Below are 5,229 nucleotides of genomic sequence, written 5' to 3'. Positions count from 1 at the left end.
GCCGGGTCGTCGGCCGTCGTGGCGGGCTCCGGCGCGGGCGTGGTGTCCTCGGCCTCCGCGGTGCCGCCGGTGCACGCCGACGTCCCGACGACGAGGGCGCCGGCCGCGAGGGCGAGCGCGAACGCGCTTGCGGGCGGGTGCGGCGGCCTCGACGGGCGCCTCACCGCCCGTCTGCGCGGCGGTGGTGGTGCTGTCCGAGGTGTTGTCGAGCGTCACGCGCGGTGCTCCTGCACGCCCGGGTACGCCGGCCACACGCTCGGCGCCCATCGGGCTGTCGGTCGTCGCTCGCGTGTCCGCGGCGACGGAAGTCGTCGGTGTCGGTCGCTGCACGGGCGATCGGCGCCATCGCCTGCCTGGCGGCACGATCCCCTGGGTCGGGGTCGGCCGGCCGGCGGCGCCTGGCTAGCGCGATGCGCTGGTGCGGCGAGCACGGTGGCGCCCGGGGTGTGTGGATCCCGGGAGACCGGAGCCAGTATCGCACAGAGGTCCCGCGGACGTGCGGTAGGTCACGCTCGTGAACCGAGTCACAACGAGACGACAACCCGTCAGATCGCGGGACCTTTGTCCTAGGCTTGTGAATCGGGGCGCAATACCGTCGACCGACGGCCCTGACCTGGGCCGTTCGGCCCCCCGCCGCACGCCCCCACCACCACTCGCCCCAGCACCTGGACGGACACCACCGTGGAAGCCCTCGACCTGGCACGCTGGCAGTTCGGTGTCACCACCGTCTACCACTTCATCTTCGTCCCGCTGACGATCGGCCTCACCCCGCTCGTCGCGATCATGCAGACCATCTGGTACCGCACCGGCAACGAGACGTGGCTCCGGCTGACCAAGTTCTTCGGCAAGCTCATGCTGATCAACTTCGCGATCGGCGTGGCCACGGGCATCGTGCAGGAGTTCCAGTTCGGCATGAACTGGTCCGAGTACTCCCGGTTCGTCGGCGACGTGTTCGGCGCGCCGCTGGCGATGGAGGCGCTCGCCGCCTTCTTCGTGGAGTCGACGTTCCTCGGCCTGTGGATCTTCGGCTGGGACAAGCTCCCCAAGAAGATCCACCTCGCCACCATCTGGGCGGTCGCGATCGCGACCAACCTCTCCGCGTACTTCATCCTCGCGGCGAACTCCTGGATGCAGCACCCGGTCGGCACCACGTTCAACACCGAGACCGGGCGCGCGGAGATGACCGACATCGTCGCGGTCCTCACCAACAGCACGCTGCTGGCGGCGTTCCCCCACACCGTCACCGCCGCGTTCCTCACCGCCGGCACGTTCGTCGCGGGCATCGCCGCCTGGTGGATGGTCCGGCTCGTCCGCCAGGGCGACAGCGAGAAGGCCCGCACGGTCTACCGCCCGGCCGTCCTGCTCGGCGTGTTCACCATGCTCATCTCGGGCGTCGGCCTCGGCATCACCGGCCACGCGCAGGGCCAGCTCATGTTCGAGCAGCAGCCCACCAAGATGGCCGCGGCCGAGGCGCTGTGCGAGACCGAGGACGGCGCCGCCTTCTCGATCCTCGCCATCGGCGACCTCACCAACAACTGCGACGGCGTCGCGCACCTCATCAGCATCCCGGGCCTGACGTCGTTCCTCGCGAACAACGACTTCAGCTCCCGGATCGAGGGCGTGAACGACCTGCAGGAGCGGTACGAGGAGCAGTACGGCGAGGGCGTCAACTACATCCCCGACCTCACCGTCACCTACTGGGCGTTCCGTCTCATGATCGGCCTGGCGGCCGGCTCGGTGGCACTCGCGCTCGCCGCGCTGTGGTTCACGCGCAAGGGCCGGGTGTCGGACAACAAGTGGCTCGCCCGCATCGCGATCTGGGCGATCCCGACCCCGTTCCTCGCCTCGTCGTTCGGCTGGATCTTCACCGAGATGGGCCGCCAGCCCTGGGTGGTGTACCCGAACCCGACGGGCGTCGACGGCGTCTGGCTGCTCACCGAGCGCGGCGTCTCCGAGGTGGTCAGCCCGACCACGGTGATCATCTCCATGGTCGCGTTCACCCTCGTCTACGGCGTCCTGGCCGTGTTCTGGTTCCGCCTGATGAAGCGGTACGCCGTCGAGGGCGTCGCGGACACCGAGAAGGACTACAGCCCGGACAACCCCGACAACCAGCCCGACCCCGACGACCCCGACGCGGCCGAGCGCCCGCTGTCGTTCGCGTACTGAGGAGGCGGCCATGGATCTCCCGCTCATCTGGTTCCTGCTCATCGCGGTCCTGTGGACCGGCTACCTCGTCCTCGAGGGCTTCGACTTCGGCGTCGGCATGCTGCTGCCGTTCCTCGGCCGCAAGGACAAGGACCGCCGGGTCATGATCAACACGATCGGCCCGGTCTGGGACGGCAACGAGGTGTGGCTCATCACCGCCGGCGGCGCGACGTTCGCGGCCTTCCCGGAGTGGTACGCCACCCTGTTCTCCGGCTTCTACATCCCGCTGCTGCTGATCCTCGTCGGCCTGATCCTGCGGATCGTGTCGTTCGAGTGGCGCGGCAAGATCAACACCGACACCTGGCGCGCCTGGGCCGACCGCGGCATCATGCTCGGCTCGTACATCCCGGGCGTCCTCTGGGGCGTCGCGTTCGCCAACCTGGTGCGCGGCGTCGAGCTCGACGCGAACCACCAGTACGTCGGCGGCTTCTGGGCGCTGCTCAACCCGTTCGCCCTCCTGGGCGGCGCGGTGACGGCCCTGCTGTTCGTCACGCACGGCGCGATCTTCCTGGCGCTCAAGACCTCGGGCGAGATGCGCGACCGCTCCGGCGCCCTCGCCGCGCGGCTGGCGCCGGTCACGCTCGTGGTCGCCGCGGCCTGGGCCGTGTGGGCGCAGCTGGCCTACTCGGTCACCTGGACCTGGGCCGCCGTCGCGCTCGCCGCCGTCGGGCTGCTCGCGGTGGTCGTCACCACCCGCGCGCGGCGCGAGGGCTGGGCGTTCATCTGGTCGTCCGTGGTGATCGTCGCGGCCGTCGTGCTGATCTTCGGCTCGATGTACCCCGACGTCATGCCCGCGTTCGACCCGGCCAACTCGCTGACCATCCGGAACGCGTCCTCGACGGACTACACGCTGACGATCATGACCTGGGTGGCCGTGATCCTGACGCCCGTCGTCCTGCTCTACCAGGGCTGGACGTACTGGGTGTTCCGCAAGCGCGTCTCCGCCGAGCACATCCCGGAGCACACCGGCCTGACGTTCGCGGTCGTGACGGCGAAGGCCGGCGCGTCCACCGGGCACGGCGGGACCTCCCCCGACGGCTCCACCCGGGCCTGAGGGACGATCGACCGCGTGAAGCCGCTCGACCCGCGCCTGCTCCGGTACGCCCGCGCCGCCCGGGGGTACCTGGCCCTGACGGTCGCCCTGGGCATCGTCACGGCCGGCCTGGTCATCGCCCAGGCGATCCTGCTGGCGCAGGTGCTCGCCGCCGCCGCGCACGACGGGGCCACGCTGCCCGACCTGCTCCCGCGGGTCGGGTGGCTGGCCGTCGTCGTCGCGGCGCGCGCGCTCGCCGTCGGGGTCCAGGAGCGCTTCGCGCACCGGGCGGCGACCCGCGCGGTGGCCGAGCTCCGGGAGCAGGTCGTCGCCCGCGCCGCCGCCCTCGGCCCGCGCTGGCTGGCCGAGGGCGAGGGCGCCCGGGTCGTGACGCTCGCGACCCGCGGGCTCGACGCCCTCGAGCCCTACTTCGTGAAGTACCTGCCGCAGCTCGTGCTGTCGGCCACCGTGACGCCGGCCGTCCTCGTCGTGATCCTCGGCCTCGACTGGGTGTCGGCCGCGATCGCCGCGGGCACCATCCCGCTGGTGCCGATCTTCATGGTCCTGATCGGCCAGCTGACCCAGGGGCGCTCCGAGCGCAGCCTGACGGTCATGCAGCGGCTCGGCTCGCAGGTGCTGGACCTGGTCGCCGGCCTCACCACCCTGCGCGCGTTCGGGCGCGAGCGCGGCCCCGCCAAGCGGGTGCAGGCGCTGGGCGACGCGCACCGCCGCGCCACGATGGGCACCCTGCGGATCGCGTTCCTGTCCGGCATGGTCCTGGAGCTGCTCACCACCCTGGCCGTCGCCCTGGTCGCGGTGGGCATCGGCCTGCGCCTGGTCTACGGCCACCTCGACCTCACCACCGGGCTCGCCGTGCTCGTGCTCGCCCCCGAGGTGTACCTCCCGCTGCGCCAGGTCGGCGCCCAGTTCCACGCCTCCACCGACGGCGTGGCCGCCGCCGACCAGGTCTTCCGCGTGCTGGAGACGCCGGTCCCCGCCGCGGGCACCGCCCCGACCCCCGACCTGCGCCGGACGACGGTGCGGTTGCGCGGGGTCACCGTGCGCGCGCCCGGCCGGGACCTGCTCGCGCCCGCCGGGCTGGACCTCGACCTGGCACCCGGCCGGACCGTGGCCGTCACCGGGCCGAGCGGCGCGGGCAAGTCCACCACGGTCGACGTGCTGCTCGGCCTCCTGCGCCCGGACTCCGGGACCGTCGAGCTGGTCGACGCCGACGGCGGCGCCACCCCGCTCGCCGACATCGACCCCGCCGGCTACTGGCAGCAGGTCGCCTGGCTGCCGCAGCGGCCCGTCCTCGACCCCGCGTCGGTCGGCCGGCTGGTCGCCGGCGCCGAGGACGCCGAGCTGGACCCCGCCGCCCGCGCGCGGCGGGACGCGGCCGCCGCGCTGACCGGGCTCGACGAGGTCGTCGCGGGGCTCCCCGACGGCTGGGACAGCGACCTCGGCCGCGGCGGAGCCGGGCTCAGCGTGGGCCAGCGGCAGCGCGTCGCGCTCACCCGGGCCCTGCTGTCCGACGCCCCGCTGGTCGTGCTCGACGAGCCCACCGCGCACCTGGACGCCGCCGGCGAGCGCGTCGTGCTCGCGACGGTGCGCGCGCTCAAGGACGCCGGGCGGACGGTGCTGCTGGTGGCGCACCGGCCGTCGCTCGTCGCGCTCGCCGACGACGTCGTCACGGTCCGGTCCGCGCCGCTGCCCGCCGCGGACGGCCCGGACGCCGACCCCGGGGCGTCCCCCGCCACCCGCGCCGCCGTCGCCCGCCTCGGTGCCGCGGAGTCCGCGCTCGTCGGCACCGCCGGCGTCTCCGGCACCGTCGGTGTCCCCGGCACCGTCGGCGTCCCCGGCACCCTTGGCGTCTCCGGCACCGTCGGCGTTTCCGGCACCCCTGGCGCGCCCGGGGCGTCCGGCGCCTCCCGCAGCCGCGGCGGCGCCGCGTCCCCCGCCACCGCCCCGACCCCCGCGGAGCGCGACCGATG

At 73.5% G+C, this 5,229-nt stretch carries 3 protein-coding genes; all 3 read left to right on the top strand.

The features are described from left to right. Positions 1–681 precede the first annotated feature (681 nt). Positions 682–2,166 carry a cytochrome ubiquinol oxidase subunit I gene (locus FA014_RS17540; protein WP_154730918.1) on the top strand — a complete coding sequence of 495 codons (1,485 nt, stop codon included), beginning with the start codon at positions 682–684 and terminating at the stop codon, positions 2,164–2,166. A 10-nt stretch (positions 2,167–2,176) separates the two neighbouring features. Further along, positions 2,177–3,259 carry a cytochrome d ubiquinol oxidase subunit II gene (gene cydB, locus FA014_RS17535; protein ID WP_154730917.1) on the top strand — a complete coding sequence of 361 codons (1,083 nt, stop codon included), beginning with the start codon at positions 2,177–2,179 and terminating at the stop codon, positions 3,257–3,259. 15 nt (positions 3,260–3,274) lie between these two features. Next, a partial coding sequence (cydD, locus tag FA014_RS17530; protein ID WP_195969348.1) for a thiol reductant ABC exporter subunit CydD occupies positions 3,275–5,229 on the top strand: 1,955 nt, incomplete at its 3' end.

This window comes from Cellulomonas hominis (assembly GCF_005239125.1).
GTDB lineage: Bacteria > Actinomycetota > Actinomycetes > Actinomycetales > Cellulomonadaceae > Cellulomonas > Cellulomonas hominis_A.
Note: the sequence above shows the minus strand (reverse complement) of the source record. Positions and strands in the feature narration are given on the sequence as shown.